This window comes from Pseudomonas sp. QS1027 (assembly GCF_002814235.1).
Lineage (GTDB): Bacteria > Pseudomonadota > Gammaproteobacteria > Pseudomonadales > Pseudomonadaceae > Aquipseudomonas.
The window spans coordinates 162,797-180,886 of record NZ_PHSU01000033.1 but is presented as its reverse complement, the minus strand read 5'-3'; the positions used below and the strand labels follow the sequence as shown (position 1 = coordinate 180,886).

Annotated in this window: 16 protein-coding genes; 1 reads left to right on the top strand and 15 read right to left on the bottom strand. The window is 62.7% G+C overall.

What is annotated here, in order from left to right:
- Positions 1–27: 27 nt before the first annotated feature.
- From CWE01_RS27660 to gabT, 3 genes are all read right to left on the bottom strand, one after another.
- The gene (locus CWE01_RS27660) at positions 28–516 is read right to left on the bottom strand and encodes an Lrp/AsnC family transcriptional regulator (protein WP_100943735.1); all 489 of its coding nucleotides are present in this window, start codon (positions 514–516) and stop codon (positions 28–30) included.
- A 45-nt stretch (positions 517–561) separates the two neighbouring features.
- Positions 562–1,218: a 2-haloalkanoic acid dehalogenase gene (locus CWE01_RS27655; protein WP_100943734.1), complete on the bottom strand. Its 657-nt coding sequence runs from the start codon at positions 1,216–1,218 to the stop codon at positions 562–564.
- A gap of 95 nt (positions 1,219–1,313) precedes the next feature.
- Positions 1,314–2,606, bottom strand: coding sequence for a 4-aminobutyrate--2-oxoglutarate transaminase (gabT, locus tag CWE01_RS27650; RefSeq protein WP_100943733.1), 1,293 nt, complete (start codon positions 2,604–2,606; stop codon positions 1,314–1,316).
- Positions 2,607–2,879: 273 nt separating this feature from the next.
- Here gabT and CWE01_RS27645 point away from each other — a divergent pair, with 273 nt between their 5' ends.
- Entirely contained in the window at positions 2,880–3,806 is a 927-nt protein-coding gene (locus tag CWE01_RS27645; protein ID WP_100943732.1) for a glyoxylate/hydroxypyruvate reductase A, read from the top strand.
- A gap of 64 nt (positions 3,807–3,870) precedes the next feature.
- Here the strand turns inward: CWE01_RS27645 and CWE01_RS27640 are convergent, their stop codons facing one another.
- From CWE01_RS27640 to CWE01_RS27585, 12 genes are all read right to left on the bottom strand, one after another.
- The gene (locus CWE01_RS27640) at positions 3,871–4,950 is read right to left on the bottom strand and encodes a tartrate dehydrogenase (RefSeq protein ID WP_100943731.1); all 1,080 of its coding nucleotides are present in this window, start codon (positions 4,948–4,950) and stop codon (positions 3,871–3,873) included.
- A 41-nt stretch (positions 4,951–4,991) separates the two neighbouring features.
- Positions 4,992–6,449 carry an NAD-dependent succinate-semialdehyde dehydrogenase gene (locus CWE01_RS27635; RefSeq protein ID WP_100943730.1) on the bottom strand — a complete coding sequence of 486 codons (1,458 nt, stop codon included), beginning with the start codon at positions 6,447–6,449 and terminating at the stop codon, positions 4,992–4,994.
- Positions 6,450–6,624: 175 nt separating this feature from the next.
- Positions 6,625–7,782: an acetylornithine deacetylase gene (gene argE, locus CWE01_RS27630; protein WP_100943729.1), complete on the bottom strand. Its 1,158-nt coding sequence runs from the start codon at positions 7,780–7,782 to the stop codon at positions 6,625–6,627.
- A complete protein-coding gene (locus tag CWE01_RS27625; protein WP_100943728.1) occupies positions 7,779–8,933 on the bottom strand; it encodes an FAD-binding oxidoreductase in 1,155 nt (384 codons plus the stop codon). The genes argE and CWE01_RS27625 overlap by 4 nt, the downstream gene beginning before the upstream one ends.
- Positions 8,930–10,306 (bottom strand): NAD(P)/FAD-dependent oxidoreductase, encoded by a 1,377-nt coding sequence (locus CWE01_RS27620; RefSeq protein ID WP_100943727.1) that lies wholly within the window; start codon positions 10,304–10,306, stop codon positions 8,930–8,932. The genes CWE01_RS27625 and CWE01_RS27620 overlap by 4 nt, the downstream gene beginning before the upstream one ends.
- Entirely contained in the window at positions 10,288–10,596 is a 309-nt protein-coding gene (locus CWE01_RS27615) for a (2Fe-2S)-binding protein (RefSeq protein ID WP_100943726.1), read from the bottom strand. The genes CWE01_RS27620 and CWE01_RS27615 overlap by 19 nt, the downstream gene beginning before the upstream one ends.
- A complete protein-coding gene (locus CWE01_RS27610) occupies positions 10,593–12,434 on the bottom strand; it encodes an ABC transporter ATP-binding protein (RefSeq protein WP_100943725.1) in 1,842 nt (613 codons plus the stop codon). Before CWE01_RS27610 ends, CWE01_RS27615 begins: the two co-directional genes overlap by 4 nt.
- Before the next feature lies 1 nt (position 12,435).
- Positions 12,436–13,311, bottom strand: coding sequence for an ABC transporter permease (locus CWE01_RS27605; RefSeq protein ID WP_100943724.1), 876 nt, complete (start codon positions 13,309–13,311; stop codon positions 12,436–12,438).
- The gene (locus CWE01_RS27600; RefSeq protein WP_100943723.1) at positions 13,308–14,264 is read right to left on the bottom strand and encodes an ABC transporter permease; all 957 of its coding nucleotides are present in this window, start codon (positions 14,262–14,264) and stop codon (positions 13,308–13,310) included. The genes CWE01_RS27605 and CWE01_RS27600 overlap by 4 nt, the downstream gene beginning before the upstream one ends.
- 48 nt (positions 14,265–14,312) lie before the next feature.
- Complete coding sequence (locus CWE01_RS27595) at positions 14,313–15,950, bottom strand: ABC transporter substrate-binding protein (protein ID WP_100943722.1); 1,638 nt, start codon at positions 15,948–15,950, stop codon at positions 14,313–14,315.
- 92 nt (positions 15,951–16,042) lie between these two features.
- Complete coding sequence (locus tag CWE01_RS27590; RefSeq protein WP_100943721.1) at positions 16,043–17,317, bottom strand: FAD-binding oxidoreductase; 1,275 nt, start codon at positions 17,315–17,317, stop codon at positions 16,043–16,045.
- Positions 17,318–17,355: 38 nt separating this feature from the next.
- A complete protein-coding gene (locus tag CWE01_RS27585; protein ID WP_100943720.1) occupies positions 17,356–18,024 on the bottom strand; it encodes a haloacid dehalogenase type II in 669 nt (222 codons plus the stop codon).
- Positions 18,025–18,090: the final 66 nt, after the last annotated feature.

The following is an 18,090-nucleotide window of genomic DNA, read 5'->3' as shown; positions in this document are numbered from 1 at the left end:
GACATTAAGGATCGAAGTTGCTTTGCGTCAGTGACGCAGCAATTTGCGCAACGGCACACCGTCCTTGAGCACGGGAGACTTGATGACGATGTAGCTGAAGTATTTGGAGATGCCGATGTTCTTGTCCAGCAGGCTTTCGATCACCTCCTGGTAATGCTGGATACTGCGGGTCATGAAGCGCACCAGGTAATCGTAGCCACCGCTGATCAAATGGCATTCGAGCACCTCGTCCACCAGGCGGATATTGGACTCGAATTTGGCGAAGTCTTCGCGCTTGTGGTCGCTCAGGGTGACTTCGGTGAAGACCGTGACCGAATCGGTGATCTTCGCCAGGTTCAGATGGGCCTTGTAGCTGGAAATGTACCCGGCCGACTCCAGCCGCTTGACCCGTTGCAGGCAGGGGCTGGCCGACAATCCCACCGCATCGGCCAGGCTCACGTTGGTCATGCGCCCATCTTTTTGCAGCTCAACCAAGATGCTGATGTCGATCCGGTCCAGTTTTACTAAACCTTCCATTGCCTACCTCTTGACTGCCGTCTGTAAGACAATCTTCTAGCAAAATCAGCGCCGTAAAGACAGCTGATGCTGCGTCACCAGATCCGCCATGCTATTGATGCAGTAATTGGCCGCGCAGGGCGACGGTTGTTTTGTCCGGCCACGACAGATCAGGCACAGGTCAGTGGCCGCCTGCAGACCGGTCAAAGGCCGGGTCACCTGCAGAATATGCGCCGTTTCAAGCTCGTTGGCCTTCAACCACTCGGGATCGAGCAAAGGATCGCCGGCCAATGAAATAAAATCATCGGGCATGATCCCCAGCCGCTCACAGAGCAGCCCACGGTCCTCGGTATCCCGGTCACCCCGTACCAGCAAGCGATAGAACTTGCGCAGGTACAACATTGCCCCCGGGGCGTCCTCGAACAGCGACCAACTGGCGACCGAACGGGCAAAACTCATCCCCTCCTCCCAACTGGCTTTCAGCCCCCAGCGCTCGGCCAGCTGGCGATGGGCGAAACACAGCAAGCCACTAAAGCCTAGTTCACCAAACCGAGGATAGAGCGCCCGCACGACCTCGGCGTATTCGGCCAGCACCTGTTCCTTGTCCGGATGACCGCCTCGGCTGTCGAGCAACGGTTGCAATGCCGTCCAGACACCCGAATCCCGATCCACCAGAACCTCGTCGCAATCAATGAGCAACGCCCGATAGTCAGTCAGCCCCATGGTGTGCAAAGCCTCCGATGATACATTTCATCCATCCGTGCTCCATAAACGCTCACGGACGATGCCTCGCGGCACCGCTCCGAGCGATCACGAGCTCAGTTCAAGACCCGTGCCAATGCACCTTCCAGAATCTGCAGGGCTTCGTCGACCTGTTCTTCGGTGGTCACCAACGGGGCGAGGAAGCGCAGAACGTTGCGGTAGACACCGCATTTTATGACCAGCAAACCACCGTTGCGGGCCTCATCGATCAACCGCTGGTTCAAGTCAGCGTCCGGAGTACGCGCCTCGTCATCCTTGATCAGCTCGAGCGCCAGCATGAAACCGCTGCCGCGTACGTCGCCGATTTGCCAGTGACGAGCCTGCAAACGCAACAGCCCCTGGCGCAAACGTTCGCCCAGTGCTTCGCCACGGGCCAGCAATTGCTCTTGCTCAAAGGCGTCGATCACCGCCAGGGCCGCGGCGCAGGACAAGGCGTTGCCGCCGTAGGTGCCACCCAGGCCGCCGGGCAACGGGGCATCCATGATCGCCGCCTTGCCGACCACGCCCGACAGCGGCAAGCCACCCGCCAGGCTCTTGGCCACCGTCACCAGATCCGGCTGGATCCCGGCATGCTGGAAACCGAACCATTTGCCGGTACGGCCGAAACCGGTCTGGATTTCATCGAGGATCAACACGATGCCGTGTTTTTCAGTCAGGGCCCGCAGTGCCTGAAGAAACTCCACCGGTGCCGAGAGGAATCCGCCGTCGCCCTGCACGGGCTCGATGATGATGGCCGCGACCCGTTCCGGTGCCACCTGGGTCGCCAGCAACTCGTCGAGCGCCTTGAGCGCCATGTCGCTACTGACACCCCGATAGGTATTCGGGTACGGGGTGTGGAAGACTTCCGGCGCGAACGGTCCGAAGTTCTGCTTGTACGGCTGGCTCATGCCGGTCAGTGTGGTGCCGAGCAAGGTGCGACCGTGGAAGCCGCCGCGAAAGGCGATAACGGCCGAACGGTTGGTGTGGGCACGGGCGATCTTGATCGCGTTTTCCACGGCTTCGGCGCCCGAAGTGAAGAACGCCGCTTTGTAAGCGTCCTGGCCGCCGATCATTTCGCACAGGCGCTGGGCCAGATCGAGATACGGCTTGTAGGCCACCACCTGGAAACAGGCGTGGGAGACCTTTTGCAATTGCGCCTGCACCGCAGCCACCACCTTGGGATGATTGTGGCCGATGTTCAGCACCCCGATGCCGCCGACGAAGTCCAGGTAGCGCTTGCCGTCCACGTCCCACACTTCGGCACCCTGGGCGCGATCGATCACCAACGGGTGAGCGGTAACCAGGCCACGTGGCACGAACTGATCGCGCTGACGGAGCAAATGAGGGGTTTCGTCGACTTTGCTATTCATGGCATTTCCCATCGTGAGTCCGGCAACCGGGAGGTGGTTGCGATGCTGTTCAGGTTAAGCCTTGCGTGAAACGATCTACGCCGAACTTGCCCCCTGAGAAATTCGGATCGACTGTTTTCACCCTGCCAAACGGCAGATTCCTTCAGCACGCCGAATCTGCCGGAGCATCGCCAATAGAACGTTGCTCAACCCGTTTAACCCGGTGCTTTCGACAGATCCTGCGCTGACATTGCGCGATGATGGATAGCACCTTCACCCGTTCAGGAAATGCCCATGGCCCTGCTGTATAAAGCTGACCCCGTACGCGGCGAACAGTGGAAGACGCTGTTTGCCGAACACGCCCCGGATATCGAATGGCGCGCCTGGCCGGACATCGGCGACCCCGCGGACATCGAGTACCTGGCCGCCTGGCAGGCGCCCGACGACCTCGAGGCGTTGCTGCCCAATCTCAAGGTGCTGTTCGCCCTGTCCGCCGGGGTCGATCAACTGGACCTCGGTCGCTTGCCCGTCAGCCTGCCGCTGGTGCGCCTGCTGGATCCGGGCATCACCCGTGGCATGTGCGAGTACGCCAGTTTTGCCGTGCTGAGCCTGCACCGGGACATGCTCCGTTATCGCCAGCAACAAACAGCCCGTTGCTGGCAGGCGCACTTGCTGCTACCGGCCCATAGGCGTCGGATCGGCGTCATGGGTCTCGGTACCCAGGCCCGACAGATTCTGGCGACGTTGCAGCCCCTGGGATTTGCGTTGTCGGGTTGGGCCCGCAGTGCCCATCAGGTTGAGGGGGTGGAATGCTATGCCGGCAACGAACAACTGCCTGCGTTCCTGAGCCAGTGCGACATTTTGCTGTGCGTGCTGCCGCTGACCGAACAGACCCAAGGCATTCTCGACAGCAAACTATTCGAGCAACTGCCCCGGGGCGCGGCGCTGATCAATATGGGCCGTGGCGGGCACCTGGTGGAAAATGACCTGTTGGCGGCCCTGGACAGCGGGCAGCTCAGCGGCGCGGTCATCGACGTCTTGCAGCAAGAGCCGGCAGCGGCGGATCACCCGTTCTGGAACCACCCGCAGATTCTGCTGACCCCGCACATCGCGGCCATGACCCAACCGGAAAGTGCGTTCGGGGTGTTGCTGGAGAATATCCGGCGGCATCAGCGCGGCGAGCCGATGGTCGGTGAGATCGATCGCACCCAGGGCTACTGAATACAGTGATGATCCACTGTGGGAGCGAGCTTGCTCACACCCACAGTGGATTCAGTGGCGCGGATCAGAGTCGCTCGGCAATCGCCTTGCCCACATCCTGCGTCGAGCCCTTCCCGCCCAGGTCCGGCGTGATCGGTCCGTCGGCGATCACCTGCTCGATCGCCTGCAGAATCCCGTCATGCGCCGCGCGATAACGCTCATCGCCGTTACCCAGGAAGTCGAGCATCAATGCCCCGGACCAGATCATCGCAATCGGGTTGGCGATGTTCTGCCCGTAGATGTCCGGTGCCGAACCATGCACCGGCTCGAACAGCGACGGAAAGCGCCGTTCGGGATCGAGGTTGGCCGACGGCGCGATACCGATGGTCCCGGCGCAGGCCGGGCCGAGATCGGAAAGAATGTCGCCGAACAGGTTCGACGCCACCACCACATCAAAGCGGTCCGGCTGCAGCACGAAGCGTGCACACAGGATGTCGATGTGCTGCTTGTCCCACGTGATCTCCGGGTACTTCGCCGCCATCAATGCGGTGCGCTCGTCCCAGTACGGCATGCTGATGGAAATCCCGTTGGACTTGGTCGCCGCCGTCAGGCGTTTGCGCGGCCGGGTCTGGGCCAGGTCGAAGGCGAACTTGAGAATCCGGTCCACGCCGCGCCGGGTGAACACCGACTCCTGTAATACGAACTCGTGCTCGGTGCCTTCGAACATCTTGCCGCCGACCGAGGAGTACTCACCCTCGGTGTTCTCGCGGATCACCACGAAATCGATATCCCCCGGCTTGCGTCCGGCCAAGGGGCACGGCACACCGGGAAACAGGCGCACCGGGCGGATGTTCACGTACTGGTCGAAGTCGCGACGGAACTTGAGCAGCGAGCCCCACAGGGAAATATGGTCGGGCACCTTGTCCGGCCAACCCACGGCGCCGAAATAGATCGCGTCAAAGCCCTTGAGCTGTTCGAACCAGTCGTCGGGCATCATCTTCCCGTGTTCCAGGTAGTAATCGCAGTGGGCCCAGTCGAGCACTTCGATGCTCAAGTCCAGCTGCCACTTCTTCGCGGCCCGCTCCAGCACGCGCAACCCTTCCGGCAGGACTTCCTTGCCGATGCCATCGCCGGCAATCGCGGCGATTCTGAATACCTTGCTCATCAATCATGCCTCGCAAAATGTCTGTGCCATCGTCGATCGGGTTACAGCCCGCCAATGTGGAAGGCTTTGACCTCAAGGTATTCGTCCAGGCCGTACTTGCTGCCTTCACGGCCCAGGCCCGACTGCTTGATGCCACCGAACGGGGCGACTTCCATGGAAATGATCCCGGTATTGAGACCGACCATGCCGAACTCCAGCGCCTCACCGAAACGCCAGGAGCGGCGCAGGTCCTGGGTAAAATAATAGGCGCCCAGACCGTAAGGCGTGGCATTGGCCAGCGCGAGCGCTTCGGCCTCGGAAGTAAAGCGCATCAGCGGGGCCACCGGACCGAAGGTTTCTTCGTTGGCCAGCAGCATGCCGGCGTGGGCGTCACCGAGCACGGTGGGCTGGACAAACTGACTGTCGCCCTCGGGAATGGCGCCGCAGAGCAGACGCGCGCCCTGGCTCAAGGCATCGTCGATATGCCGGGCAACTTTGCTCACGGCGGCCGCATTGATCAGCGGACCGATAGTGACATCGGCGTCCAGGCCGTTGCCGACCTTGAGCTTGCCCACCTCTTCCACCAGCCGCTGGGCAAAGCGTTCGTAAATGCCGTCCTGCACCAGAATGCGATTGGCGCAGACGCAAGTCTGGCCAGCGTTGCGAAACTTGCTGAGCATGATGCCGGCCACTGCCTGCTCCAGGTCAGCGTCGTCGAACACAATGAACGGTGCGTTGCCGCCCAGTTCCAGGCTCAGGCGCTTGATGTGCTCAGCGCTCTGGCGCATCAGCAGCCGGCCGACTGCCGTGGAGCCAGTGAAGGAAATCTTCCGCACAGTCGGGTTGGCGGTCAGCTCTTCGCCGATCCCCGCGGGCATACCGGTCAGCACATTGAATACTCCCGGCGGAATCCCCACCCGCTCGGCCAGCACCGCCAGGGCCAGGGCTGACAGCGGCGTCAGATCGGAAGGTTTGACGATGATCGGGCAACCCGCCGCCAACGCGGGCGCGCATTTGCGGGTGATCATCGCGTTGGGGAAGTTCCACGGGGTGATCGCGGCGCACACACCCACGGGTTGCTTGAGGGTCAGCAGCCGGCGATCGCCGCTGGGGGCCGGCATGGTTTCGCCGTAGACCCGTCGGGCTTCCTCGGCGAACCATTTGACGAAGCCAGCGCCGTAGCGGATTTCGCCTTTGGCCTCGTTCAACGGTTTGCCCTGCTCGCAGGTCATGATCAGTGCCAGGTCGTCGAGGTTATCGATCATGGCCTGATACCAGCGCTCCAGCAGCGCCGCACGCTCGGCCGCCGGGCGGGCACGCCATGCCGGCCAGGCCCGTTCGGCGGCTTCGATGGCGCGACGGGTTTCCGCACCTTGCATCGCCGGTACGCGGGCAAGCAACTGGCCGCTGGCCGGGTCGCTGACGTCCAGGGTTGCGGCATTGTCGGCGCCGATCCATTGTCCATCGATATAGGCGAGTTCTGCCAAAAGGCTGGGGTCTTTCAAACGATTCTTGAGCATGGTCGAGGTCCTGATCCGAGACACGCTCCAGTCTAGGGAGGTGTCACGGACGAGGATGCTGAAAGCGCCTTGAGGGCAGTGTCGGATGCTGAAATTTGCGGCGCAACGGCAGATTTGTGGTCTGTCAGATAAACACAAAACCTTGTAGGAGCAAGCTTGCTCCTACCCGTAGAAATCACGGTTTCAGGGAACCCAGCAGCCCTTCAAGAAACCGCTCCCCGGCCTCCATCTGGCTGATCTCGATAAACTCATCAGGCTTGTGGGCCTGTTCGATCGAGCCTGGTCCGCAGACCACCACCGGGACATCCAGACGCTGCTTGAACAACCCGCCTTCAGTGCCGAAAGAGACTTTTGCCGTGCCGGTGTCCGGGGCCGCAAAGTTCTTCAGAAAGCGCACCGCTTCAACGCTCGGATGGGTGTCGAGACCGGGATAGACATTCAGGGTTTCGATTTCGATGTCCGCGACACTGGACAGGAGCCTGGCTTCGCGCACGATCACTTGCGCACGCTCGCGCATCTGATCCAGGAACTGATCCAGATCGTCCGCCGGCAGGTTGCGCACTTCAAAATCGAGGGTACAGAGGTTCGGCACGATGTTCAGCGCCCTACCGCCGACGATGTGCCCGACATGCACCGTACTGTAAGGCACATCGTAGTCCGCATCCTGGGCGCCCTGTTGCTGTAGTTGCTGCTGGCTTTGACGCAGTGCAGCGATAAAATCACAGGCCACGTGAATCGCATTGACCGAGCGCGGTGCCAGGGACGAGTGAGCCTCCAGGCCCCGGCAATAGGTACGATAGGAACCCTTGCCCTTGTGCCCGAGCACGAACTGCATCCGGGTCGGTTCGCCAATCAGGCACAGGAACGGCCGTACCGGGGCCAGGTGCAACACATCCAGCAAACGCCGCACGCCGACGCAACCGGTCTCTTCGTCATGGGACAGCGCCAGTTGCAGCGGCCGGCTCAACAAACTGTCCGCCGCCTCGAGCATGGCGTCGATGGCCAGGGCAATAAAGCCCTTCATGTCACAGCTGCCACGGCCATAAATCTTCCCGTCCTGCACCGTCGCCTGAAACGCCGGGAAGGTCCAGGCCTGGCCCGCCGCCGGGACCACGTCGGTGTGCCCGGACAGCAGAATCCCCGGTAACTCCCGAGGGCCGGTGCTGGCGAACAGGTTGGCCTTTTTGCCCGTTTCATCCTTGACGATCAGCGACTCGATGCCTTTGCTCAGCAACAGGTCGCGGACGTACTCGATCAAGGCCATGTTCGACTCCGAAGACACGGTGTCGAAAGCCATCAGGCGTTTGAGAATATCCAGTACACGGGGTTTCATGAGGCCTTGCTCCGTTGCTCGGCTGAAAGGGCGAACCGACGGATGGAGAACGGCTCTATCGAAGTGCTGGTGCTGCCGGTGCTGATCAGTTCGGCCATCACGTCACCGACGCCCGGGCCGAGCTGAAAACCGTGACCACAGAAGCCGAAGGCGTAGAACAAGCCGTCGACGGTGCCGCTCGGGCCCATCACCGGCAGGGAGTCGGGCAGGTAACCTTCGATGCCGCTCCAGACCCGGATAATGTTCAGATTGCCGACACCCGGCAGCAGGCGACGCATCTGCCCGAGTTGGTTGAGGATACTGCGCGGCTCGACCTGAGCCCGACGGGTCAGCATGTCCGGTTTGCTGCGGTAGCCGCCGCCGATGACGATATTGCCTCGGGGGATCTGGCGGAAATAAATCACCTCCTCGGGAATCTTGGTGTACACCCCGATCACCGTCGGCAAGGCATAAGGCACCGGTTCGGTGACCGCCATCTGCGGGCCATGGGTATCCAGCGGCACCGGCTCGCCGAATTGCGCCGAGAGCTTCTGCCCCCAGGCGCCGGCGGTAATCAGCAGGCGTTCGGCGCTGAACTGGCGACCGTCGGTGGTGGTGATGCTGAACTCGCCGCCGACCTTCTGCACCTCGGCCACCTCGGTCTGCTCCTCGATCCGCGCGCCGAGACGCCGGGCCGCCCGGGCAAACGCCGGGGCCGCCAGACGTGGGTTGGCGTGACCATCGTGGGGCGCATAGGAACCGCCTTTCACCTCCGCGCCCAGGAAAGGGAAGCGCTGGTGCAGGTCCGCGCCACGATAAATCTTCAGGTCCAGTTGCGCGGCTTCGGGAGCGGCGGCATAGGCCTCGAGCTCGGCGATTTCGTCTTCGCGGTAGCACACCCGCATATGCCCGCTGGCAATGAACTCGAGATCGTCGTCAATCAGCTCCGGCAAGCGCTTCCACAACGCCCAGGAGCGGTTGGCCAATTCCAGCTGCCCAAGGAAACGCCCCTGCCGCCGGACATTGCCGAAGTTCACGCCGCTGGCGTACTGGCCGATCTGGTCGCGCTCCAGCAGGATCACCGTCTGCCCGCGCCGGCGCAGGAAAAACGCCGCGGCCGACCCCATCAGGCCGCCACCGACAATCACCACATCGGCTTTCTGTAGCGTCATGGCGACACCTCCTCGGTAAGCATCGAAAGCGGTTTGACCGGCGCCTGACCGCGCTGGCGGCCGACCTGTTGCACGGTGACGCCCGCCGCGGCGGCAATCACCTCGGCCCCGGCCTGGGAACAGTAACGCCCCTGGCAACGGCCCATGCCGACCCGGCTGAAGGCCTTGGCCCGGTTGACTTCGCAGGCACCCTTTTCGCTGACCGTGCGCCGCAACTCGCCGGCACTGATCATTTCGCAACGGCAGACAATGGCGGCATCCGGCAAGGCTTTGGCTTGCGCCGAGGGCCAGGGAAACGCCTGGGCCAGACCCAGGCGAAACTGCTCCATCACCGCCAGCGCCTGACGCTGTTCGTCGCGCAATCCGGCATTCACCGGTTTGTGCTGATCCTCCAGCAGCGCCATCGCCACCAGGCGTCCGGCGTGTTCGGCGGCATCCGCGCCACGGACTCTCGAGCCATCCCCAGCGGCATACACGCCACTCACCGAGGTCCGGCCGTCGTCATCGGTGGCCAGCAACCATTGGCTGGAGGCCTCATCGAAGCGCAGTCGACAACCGGCCAGGTCCGCCAATTGGGTTTCCGGGCGCAGGTGATAACCCAAGGCGACGGCATCGCATGCCACGTCCAAGGTCGCCCCTGCCGCCGTCCGCACCCGCACGCCACTGACACCGCTGGCGGCGTCACCCAGCACCTGCTGGGGTTGGATGCCCAGGTGTAGCGGAATCTTCGCCCGGTACAACTGCGCCAAGAGTTTCATCCCGGTGAACAACAATCCGGGCCGCGCCAGCAGTTTCGGCAAGGCGCCGATACGCTTGCCCAGCGGCGAAGTGTCGAGCACCGCCGCCACCTTGGCACCGGCCTTGAGGTATTGGCTGGCGACCAGGTACAGCAACGGCCCACTGCCCATGAACACCACGCTGTGACCGATGGACACCGCCTGGGACTTGAGCGCGATCTGCGCGCCACCGAGGCTGTAGGTACCCGCCAACTGCCAGCCTTCGATCGGCATCAGGCGGTCGGTGGCACCGGTGCAAAGGATCAACGCGTCGTAATCGACGGTCGAGTGTTTGCCCTGGCTGACGCAACACAGTTGCCCCGGTGTGAGGTTCCACACCAGGGTGTCCGGGCGGTAATCGATCGACCCGCGCAAGCGGTCGAAACTCAGGTGCAAGTCCCGGGCCTTGGCGGCTTCGGTGCCATACAGCGTGGCGTAATCGCGGGTAAATCCCTCCGGCTGGCGACGATAAATCTGCCCACCATCGCGACGATTCTCATCGATCAGGATCGGTTTGAAACCGGCGGCCAGCAAAGTTTCGGCGCAGCGAACACCGGCCGGCCCGGCGCCGACGATGACTATCCGTGCAGTGGCCATATCGCCTCCGGTTGTGTGGTGACAATATCCAGCCCTTCACGGACTTCATTGGAACACGCGCGCAGACGTTCGCCCGTACGGGTCCAGACCCAGCAGTCCTGACAAGCGCCCATCAGGCAGAAACCGGCGCGGCGCCCCGTATCGAACTCCGACTGACGCAACGCAGTGCCCTGGGTCAGCAGCGCGACCATCAATGTGTCGCCCTGCAAGGCCTCAATCGGCGCGCCATCCACCTGCAGTTTGACAGTCGGCCTACCCTGTTCGGCCAGCCTTACAAAACGCCCCTTCATGCATAGGCTCCCTGGGTCATGATATTCAAGTCCAGCTGCGTCTTGAGCAGCTCGGCGCTGTCGTGATGACAGAGGATTTCGCTGCCGCCATCGATAGTCCGACGATTCGGCGCGGTGTGATTGCACAGGCCGTCTACCCTTACCGGGCAGCGATTGAGGAAAGTGCACAGCTCCGGCACATTGGCCTTGGCGCCGATAGGCGGCAGTTCGCCGCAAGTGGTGCCGCAGTTCTCCAGCCAGCCCTGGCGCAGTTCCGGCACCGAATGGATCAACAGGTCGGTGTAGGGATGGAACGGCGCCTGGGCAAATGACTGCCGGGTGCCGGCCTGAACCTTGTGGCCGCTGTACATCACCACGATGTCGTCACACAGCGCGCGCACGGTGGAGATGTCGTGGCTGATGAACAGGTACGAAACCCCCAGCTCCTGGCGCAGGTCGCGCAGCAGTTCAAGAATCGCCGCGCCGACCACGGTGTCGAGGGCCGAAGTTACCTCGTCGCAGAGGATCAGGTCCGGTTTGGCCGCCAGCGCCCGGGCCAGATTGACCCGTTGCTTTTGCCCACCGGACAGTTCATTGGGGCGCCGTTCGGCCATGGTTCGCGGCAACCGCACCAGGTCCAGCAGTTCGCCGATACGCTCCTGCAATACGGCGCCCTTTAGGCCGAAATACATCTTCAGCGGTCGGCTCAGAATGGTACCGACGCTGTGCATCGGGTTGAGCGCGGTGTCGGCGTTCTGGAAGACCATCTGAATCCGTCGGAACTGCTCTGGGGTGCGTTCGCAAAGACTACCGCCCAGGGGCTGGCCAGCGAACGTCAGGCCACCCAGCGCCGGGGTCAACAGCCCGGCCACCACCCGCGCCAGGGTCGACTTGCCGGAACCCGACTCGCCAATCACACCGATGGCCTGCCCTCGGCGGACCGTCAGGTCGATGTCTTCCAGCACACGGATCGACGGCATGCCTTGCAGGTTTTTGTTGCCGTAGCCGGCGGTCAAGCCCTTGATGGTCAACAGTGGTTCATCTTCAGCCAGGCCGCTGGGCGGGCGGATGGTCGCATCGGGCCGCGCCGCCGCCAGCAGGCTGCGGGTGTACTCATGGGTCGGGCCCTTGAGCAGCGACGCGGTGGCACTCTGTTCGAAAATCTGGCCGCCGTTGAGCACCACAATCTGGTCAGCCATCTGCGCCACGACGGCAAGGTCGTGGGAGACGTAGACCGCCGTCGCCCCACGCTCCCGGACCACCCGTTTGAAGGCCCGCAGCACGTCGATCTGGGTGGTCACGTCGAGGGCTGTGGTCGGCTCGTCGAGCACCACCAGCAACGGATCGCTGATCAATGCCATGGCCGCCATCACCCGCTGCAACTGCCCACCTGACACCTGGTGCGGGTAGCGCTGGCCGATATGATCCGGGTCCGGCAGGGCCAGGTCGCGGAACAATTCGATGGCCTTGGCTTCCAGCACGACACGGCTGCCCAGGCCATGAATCAATGCGCCCTCCACCACTTGGTCGATCAACTTCTTCGCCGGGTTGAAGGCCGCCGCCGCGCTTTGCGCGATATACGACACCCGGTTGCCACGCAGACTTTGCAGTTCGCGTTCGCTCAACGCCAGCATGTCGTGCTCGCCGACCTGCACCACCCCGCCCGACAACCGGCAGCCGCGCCGGGCATAGCCGAGCAGCGCCAGGGCGATGGTGGTCTTGCCGGAGCCGGACTCGCCGATCAGCGCCAGTACTTCGCCTTTTTCCAGGGAAAAGCTCACACCCTTGACGATTTCCACCTCGCCGCGTTCGCCACAGGCGACTACGCGCAGGTCTTCGACCCGAATCAGCTCACTCATTTCAATGGCCTCCCGCACGCCGACTACGTCGGGACGACAGTCTGTCGATAAACAGATTCACACCAATGGTCAGGGTGCCGATGGCCAGGGCCGGAATCACGATGGCCGGCGCGCCCTGGTTGAGACCGCCGATGTTTTCCCGGACCAGGGAGCCGAGGTCGGCATCCGGTGGTTGCACCCCCAGTCCCAGGAAGCTCATGCCGCTGAGCAGCAACACGATAAAGCCGAACCGCAGGCCCAAATCGGTCAGCACCGGATTGAGCATGTTCGGCAGGATTTCCACGCAAGCGATGTACAGCCGGCGCTCGCCACGGGTACGGGCCACCTGCACGTACTCCAGGGCTTCGATGTTCACCGCCATGCTGCGGGCAATACGGAAGGCACCGGGGCAGAAACTCAGCACCGCGGTACAGATCAGCAAGGTGACCGAGGAGCCGAACGCCGAGACCATGATCAGCGCCAGCATCTTGCTCGGGATCGAGATAAAGGCATCCATCAAACGACTGATCACTTCGTCCAGCCACTTGGGCGACACCACCGACAGCAACGCGCAACCGGTGCCCAGACCGCTGGCCAATACCGCGGCAATCAACGCCAGGCCGACGGTAAAGCGCGCACCGACCAGAATGCGGCTGAGCATGTCGCGGCCCAGGTAGTCGGTGCCAAACGGGTAAACGACGCTGATGCTGTCAAAGACATTATCGGAGACCACTTCGCCCACCGGGTGTGGCGCCAGCCAGGGGCCGAAAATAGCCACCAGCAACCAGATCACGCACATCACGGCCCCGACCAGACCCAGCCAGGCCGGACCATGGGACACCTTGCCAGCCGACAGATCGGGGGTTGCCGGCGTCGATTTCACAATGAGATTGTTCATTGGTTTCTCAGCCTCGGATTGGACAGAATCGCGCACAGGTCGGCAATCAGCACCAACCCCAGGTACGCCGTGCAGAACAGCATGGTGCAGGCCTGGACCAACGCCATGTCACGGTTGGTCACGGCATCGACCATCAGGCTGGCGATGCCGGGATAGTTGAAAATCGTCTCGACAATCACCACCCCGCCCAGCAGATAGGAGAGGCTCAGGGCAATGGCATTGGCAATCGGGCCAATGGCATTGGGCAAGGCATGCCGCAGCACGATGCGCATAGGGCTCACGCCTTTGAGCCGGGCCATTTCCACATAAGGGCTGTCGAGCTGATCGATCACCGCGGCCCGGGTCATGCGTGCCATTTGCGCGACGATCACGCAGCATAGCGTCATCACCGGCAAGGCGTAGGTACGCAGGAATTGCAGGGGTGAGGTGATGTCACTGGCATAGGACAGCGCCGACAGCCAGCCCAGGTTCACCGCAAAAACCAGCACCGCCAGGGTGGCTACCAGAAACTCCGGCACGGCCACCATCGCCAGGGTGACAAAGCTCAGGCAACTGTCGATACGCCCGCCCCGGCCCATGGCCGAACCGATGCCCAGGACCAGGGCCACCGGCACGGACACCAGCGCCGTGGCGGCCGCCAGCATCAAGGTGTTGGGCACCCGACCGGCCATCAGCTCGCTGACCGGCATGGCGTTGGAAACCGACAGCCCCAGGTCGCCGCCGAGCAGGCTTGTCAACCAGTGCAGGTAACGCAACACACCCGGCTGATCCAACCCCAGTTTCAGGCGCAGGGCCGCCACCTGTCCCGGCGTAGCGAACTGCCCCAGCGACTGTTGCGCCGCGTCTCCCGGCAGTACCGCCGTGATGGCGAATACCACTATGGAAACGATCAACAAGGTCACGATCGCGGCGCCCAGACGCCGGCCGATCAGCCACAGTGTGTTGCTATTCATCGCCCTCTCCTCCTGCAATGCAACGCGGGCAAAACCCGGGGCAGCCCATCACGCGTCCAGCCAGACCTGCTCGGCGAACATGTAGCCCATGAAACCGCCCAACGGGTTGCTGCCATAGCCCTTGACGCGCTGGTCGACGGCATCGATGTTGCTGATGAACACCGGGATACCGATACCGCAGTGGTCATGGGCCAGGGTCTGCATGTCCGCGTACATCTTGCTGCGCTTGGCGTCGTCGGTTTCAGCGCGGGCGAGCATCAGCAACTGGTCGAACTGGTCGTTCTTCCAGCCGGATTCGTTCCACGGCGCGCTCGACTGGAAGAACTGCGAAAACATCACGTCGGCGTTCGGCCGCGGGTTGATGTTGCCGAAGCTCAACGGGTGTTTCATCCAGTGGTTGGACCAGTAGCCGTCGCTGGGCAGACGGTTGACGTCGAGCTTGAGCCCGGCCTGTTTCGCCGACTGCTGCAACAGCACGGCGATGTCCACCGAACCGGTCGCTGCCGGCGAGGCCACCAGCGGCATGCTGATGCTGTCCATTCCGGCCTTTTTCAATAAAAACCTGGCTTTTTCCGGGTCGTAGACGGTCTGCGGCAAATCAGCGTTGTAGTAGCGCGAACCGGGGGCAATCGGATGATCGTTACCCACCACCGCAAAGCCGCGGAACACGGCGGACTTGATCTGCTCGCGGTCCATCAGGTACTTCATGGCCTGGGTGAATTCCGCGCTTTTGCCGGGCATCTGGTCCTGGCGGATAATCAAGTCAGTGTAGTTGCCCGACGGCGCATCCACGACACGGTAAGTGGTACTGGCCTTGATTCGCGTGGTCGATCGCGGATTGACCTCGTTGATCATGTGCACGTCGCCCGACAGCAGCGCGTTGACCCGCGACGGTTCGTCGGCAATGGCAATGAACTCGATCTCGTCCAGGTAAGGCAGGCCCGGTTTCCAGTAGCCGGTATTGCGCGCCGCAATCGAACGCACACCTGGCTTGAACTCCTTGACCTTGAACGGCCCGGTCCCAATGCCTTGATTGAAGTCGGTGGTGCCCTCCGGAACGATCAGCAGGTGCGACACTGCCAGGATCGACGGCAACTCGGCGTTGGGCGCGCTCAGACGGATCTGGACTTCATTGGCGCCGGTGGCCTTGATCTCGGCGAACTGCTCCATCAGCGGCATGACCTTGGAGCCGGTCAACGGATCCTTGTGCCGCGACAGCGAGAACACTACGTCGGCGGCGCTCAGGGTCTTGCCGTTGTGGAAAGTCACGTCCTTGCGCAGGGTGATGGTCCACAACGTGGCATCGACGTTGTCGATGCGCTCGGCCAGCTCCAGTTGCGGCACCAGATGGCTGTCGAAACGGGTCAGGCCGTTATAGAACATATAGTGGCGCGCATAGTCGGTGGACAGCGCGCCCTTGGCCGGGTCCAGGGTATCGGCGGTGGAACTGGACATGCCGGCGACACGAATCCGTCCACCCGGTTTGCCTTTGCCGGGGCTCGCGGCGTCATCGGCAAACAGCTTGCCGGCGGCGCTGAACAGGCTGCCGGTGCCTGCGGCGGCCACCCCGGCGACACCGAGCATCTGCAGGGCACTGCGGCGTGACATGCCGCGATTGAGGCTTTCGAATACCCTCAGGCTTTCCTGGCCGGAGATCAGTGGGGAGTCGATCTTGTTGTCAGTCATATCAGCTGTACCTGTCGATAATGAGAAGGCCCATGCTCGCGGTTGTCCGGAGCGTCTAGAAACGCAAACGACGGTGACACCACCCCTTCAACTCAATGCAAATAGTCCTGGAGCCGGTAATAAGCGCCCACCAGCGGTAGGAACCAGGGTTTGCCGAAATGCCCGGGAATCGCCGGCCAGTCGAGTTCGCGCCAGGGATTGGCCTCGACCTTGCCGGCCATCACCTCGGCCATGACCTGGCCCATGTGCACCGACATCTGCACCCCATGGCCGCTGTAGCCCATGGAGTGATAAACCCCGCCATGCTGGCCGGCACGGGGCAGCCGGTCGGACGTCATGTCCACCAACCCGCCCCAGCAGTAATCGATCTTCACGTTGGCCAACGACGGGAACATCTGCACCATCGCCGCCCGCAGCACCTTGCCGCTCTTGGCGTCGGAGACGCTGTCGGACATCGCAAACCGCGCACGGCCGCCAAACAGCAGGCGGTTGTCCGGGGTCAGGCGGAAGTAGTTACCGATCATGCGGCTGGTGACATAGGCTCGCCGACCGGGCAGCAACTGGTCGATCAGGGCCCGGGGCAGGACCTCGGTGGCGATCACGAAACTGCCCACCGGTACGATCCGCCGCCGATACCAGCCCAATCCGCCGTGCTGACAGGCGCCGGTCGCCAGCAGCACTTGCCCGGCGTGCAGCGAACCCTTGGCGGTATTGACCTGATAGCCGCCGCCCAGGGCTTTCCAGTCCGTCACCGGCGTGTCCTGATGGATCAACGCACCGTGACGTACGGCGGCCTCGGCCAGACCGACACCAAAGCGCCCGACATGCATCTGCACGCCGTTGCGCTGCAGCAGGCCACCGTGGAACTGGGCCGAGTCGACTTCAGCGCGAATCTGCCCGGCAGACAGCAACTCGACATCGGCATCGACTTCCCGGCGAATCAGCTCGCAGGTCCGTGCCAGGCCCTCGTAGTGCATCGGCTTGGCGGCCAACTTGAGCTTGCCGTTACGCTTGAGGTCGCAGGCGATCTGCTCTTGCTCCACCAGCGAAACCACGCTTTGCACGGCACTCTCGTAGGCTTGGTAATAGGCCCGTGCCCGCTCTGCACCGAGGCTGGCACTCAGGCCGGCGTAATCCTGGGCCACGCCGGTGTTGCACTGGCCGCCGTTGCGCCCCGAGGCTTCGCCGATCACCCGCCCGGCGTCCAGCACCACCACACTGGCGCCTTTCAAGGCCAGCGCCCGAGCCGCCGCCAGGCCGGTGAAACCGCCACCGATGACGGCCACGTCGACCTGCCCGGGCAATGCACCGAGCTGTGCACCGGTAAACGCCGGTGCGGTGTCGAGCCAGTAGGATTCACTGCCCATGTCTGATCCGCCTATGCCAAGAAGAGTGCCGTTACGGCTCAGAGACCGACCAGCGCGGCCAGCCCACCGATGTCGCTGATCTGCTGGTAGCCGTAGAAGGCATTGGCCGGTACTTCGTGGCCACGGGCGACGAAGGCCTTGTTCCGGATCTTCATGTCATGGGCCGGCATCAGGTCGTAACGGAAGCTCGACGACACATGCAAGATGTCCTCCGGGCCGCAGTTGAGGTTGTCGAGCATGTACTCGAACGCCGCCAGACGGGGCTTGTAGGCCTGTGCCTGTTCGGCGGTAAAGACTTTGTGAAAGGGCGCGCCGAGCTTGTCGACGTTGGACATGATCTGGCTGTTGCTGGCGTTGGAGAAAATCACCAGGGGGATCTTGTCGGCGATTTTCGACAGGCCGGCCGGTACGTCCGGGTGCGGGCCCCAGGTCGGCACGGCGTCGTAATACAGCTGGCCTTCGTCACGGTATTCGATGCCCCAACGCTTGCAGGTCCGCGCCAGGGCGGTCTTGAGGATTTCGTCATACGGCATCCAGTCACCCATGACCTGATCCAGGCGATAGGCGGAGAAATCCTTGACGAATTGGTCCATCTGCCCGGGCACGACACGATCGGCGAACAGCTCGCGAGTCATCGTTCCCATATGGAAATTGGTCAGCGTACCGTAGCAGTCGAACGTAATGAATTTGGGACGAAGAAAGCTCATTGAGTGCGGTCCTGAAGTTCGTTGAGGTCATGGCGTGACAAGCATTCGCTCCGTTTCAGGAGCCGT